Annotated in this window: 3 protein-coding genes; 1 reads left to right on the top strand and 2 read right to left on the bottom strand. The window is 69.4% G+C overall.

All coding sequences use genetic code 11. The annotated features are described in order from the left end of the window. Window positions 1-126: 126 nt before the first annotated feature. Window positions 127-1,104, bottom strand: a complete 978-nt coding sequence (locus G6028_RS16540) for a carbohydrate kinase family protein (RefSeq protein ID WP_182616426.1) — start codon at window positions 1,102-1,104, stop codon at window positions 127-129. A gap of 65 nt (window positions 1,105-1,169) precedes the next feature. After that, window positions 1,170-1,532, bottom strand: a complete 363-nt coding sequence (locus tag G6028_RS16535; protein ID WP_107756186.1) for a HesB/IscA family protein — start codon at window positions 1,530-1,532, stop codon at window positions 1,170-1,172. 167 nt (window positions 1,533-1,699) lie between these two features. Between G6028_RS16535 and G6028_RS16530 the strand changes: the two genes are divergently transcribed. Next, window positions 1,700-2,395: a DUF3043 domain-containing protein gene (locus G6028_RS16530; RefSeq protein ID WP_182610029.1), complete on the top strand. Its 696-nt coding sequence runs from the start codon at window positions 1,700-1,702 to the stop codon at window positions 2,393-2,395. Window positions 2,396-2,399: the final 4 nt, after the last annotated feature.

The following is a 2,399-nucleotide window of genomic DNA, read 5'->3' as shown; positions in this document are numbered from 1 at the left end:
ATCGACGGTGTTGCGCTAGCTACCTGAGACTGCCTCGGGGAATGCGTGCGGAACGCTCTTCTCGTCGGGGGTCGGTCGCTGGCCGGTCGGTGGTCGTCGGCACGGCGGTGAGCGCCCCGGGCGGGATCAGGCGGGCAGCAGCGCCGCGAGCTCCTCGGCGGCCTCGTCCCCGTAGGCCGCGGCGAGTCGCCGGCGCGCGGCGGCGGAGTCGATGCTCCACTCCTGGGTGCCGGTGGTCTCCAGCACGTGGGTGGCGATGAGAGCACCGAACTGGGCCGAACGCTCCAGCGAGAGGCCGTCGACCACACCGGTGAGGAATCCGGCGCGGAACGCGTCGCCGACGCCCGTGGGGTCGAGCAGGTTGTCCGAGGGCACGATGCCCACCTCGAGGGGCTCGGCGCCCTTCTCCACGATCACCACGCTCTTGCCTCCGCGGGTGGTGATGCGGGTACCGACCTTGTCGTCCAGCTCCTCGGCCGTCCACCCGGTCTTGTTCAGCAGGAGTTCGTACTCGTACTCGTTGGTGAACAGGTACCGGGCGCCGTCGACCAGCGCTGCGGCCGCCTCACCGTCGAGGAACGCCAGCTGCTGGGAGGGGTCGGCCGCGAAGTCGAGCCCGAGCTCGCGGCACTCCGCCGTGTGGGAGTTCATCGCGGTCGGGTCGTTGGCGCCGATGAGCACGATCTCGGGCCGACCGATGCGGTCGACCAGGCGGGCCAGGGAGATGGTGGCCGCCTCACCCATCGCGCCGGGGTAGAACGAGGCGAGCTGGGCCATGTCCGAGTCGGTGGTGCACACGAACCGTGCGGTGTGCAGGGCGGAGCTGATGTGGACCGCCGAGGTGTCCACGCCGTGCCTCTCCAGCCAGTCGCGGTACTCGGCGAAGTCCTCACCCGCGGCGCCCACCAGATGGGGACGACGGCCGAGCACGCCGAGCGCGAACGCGATGTTGCCACCCACTCCGCCGCGGCGGATCTGGAGGGAGTCCACCAGGAAGCTCAGCGACACGTGGGCGAGCTGGTCCGGCAGGAGCTGCTCGGAGAACCGACCCGAGAAGGTCATGAGGTGGTCGGTGGCGATGGAACCCGTGATGACTACTGACATGCTCCAGACAGTAGACGACCCGGGCCGACCAGCGATCGGCCCGGGTCGTCAGTGCCCGGCTGGACTCAGTTGAACGAGTCGCCGCAGGCGCACGAGCCGGTGGCCTGGGGGTTGTCGATGGTGAAGCCCTGCTTCTCGATGGTGTCGACGAAGTCGATCGACGCACCGGTCAGGTAGGGCACGCTCATCCGGTCGACGGCGAGCTTGATGCCACCGAAGTCGTCCACGACGTCGCCGTCGAGCGAGCGGTCGTCGAAGAAGAGCTGGTACCGCAGGCCGGCACAACCACCGGGCTGGACGGCGATGCGCAGCGCGAGATCGTCGCGACCTTCCTGGTCGAGGAGTGCCTTGGCCTTCGAGGCGGCGGCGTCGGTGAGCAGCACACCGGTGGCGGTGGTCTCCGTGGCGGTGTTCTCCGCAGTGGTCATGTCGGTTCTCCTTGCGATCCGAGAGGGTCTTCGGTGGCGTCCTACGGTGGTGCAACGCCCACCGGGGAGCTCTCTATTCCCCGGACGCCGCGTCGCCTGACACGATACGCCTGCGAGGAGTGACGGGTGAATGTCCTCGGCGGGGATCGATCGCCTAGCCTGGGTATGTGAAGTTGCGCGCATTCGGCTCCAGTAAAGACGACCCCGGCAAGGGCTCCGCAGGTACCGACACCGGGCCGGAGTCCTCCCCGGGCACGGATCCGGGGCCTGCAGGGGACGCCCGTCGGCCCGCGGGCAAGGGCAAGCCCACCCCCAAGCGGCGGGACCAGGAGCGCGCGCGCGGCCTGCGGACGGGTCCCGTCACGGCGCCGGTCACCCGTAAGGAGGCCAAGGAGCGCCGGAAGGCCGCCGAGGCCAGCATGACCAAGGACGAGCGCAAGGCCGCCCGGGCCGAGCAGCGTACCGCCCGTGAGGAGCGCCGCCAGCTCATGATGGCCGGCGACGACCGTTACGTGCTCTCGCGGGACCGCGGCGAGGTCCGTCGCTTCGCCCGCGACTGGGTGGACACCCACCGGCGCCTGATCAACTTCTTCATGCCGCTCGCGCTGTTCGTGATCATCTTCCAGCTGATCCCCAACCCGGAACTGATGTTCTACAGCCAGAACCTGTTCCTCATCCTGATCGTCGTGGTGGTGGTGGACGGAATCCTCCTCGGACGCAAGGTCAACAGTGTCGTCCGCGAGCGGTTCCCGGACACCGAGGACACCGGGTTCGGCATGGGCTGGTACGCGGTGATGCGGGCGACGCAGCCGCGGATGCTCCGCACCCCGCGCCCCCGGGTACGCCCGGGCGACTCCATCTGACCTG

It is taken from the genome of Dietzia cercidiphylli, from assembly GCF_014145145.1.
Taxonomy (GTDB): domain Bacteria; phylum Actinomycetota; class Actinomycetes; order Mycobacteriales; family Mycobacteriaceae; genus Dietzia; species Dietzia natronolimnaea.
This window is presented reverse-complemented; position numbering and strand designations above follow the sequence as displayed.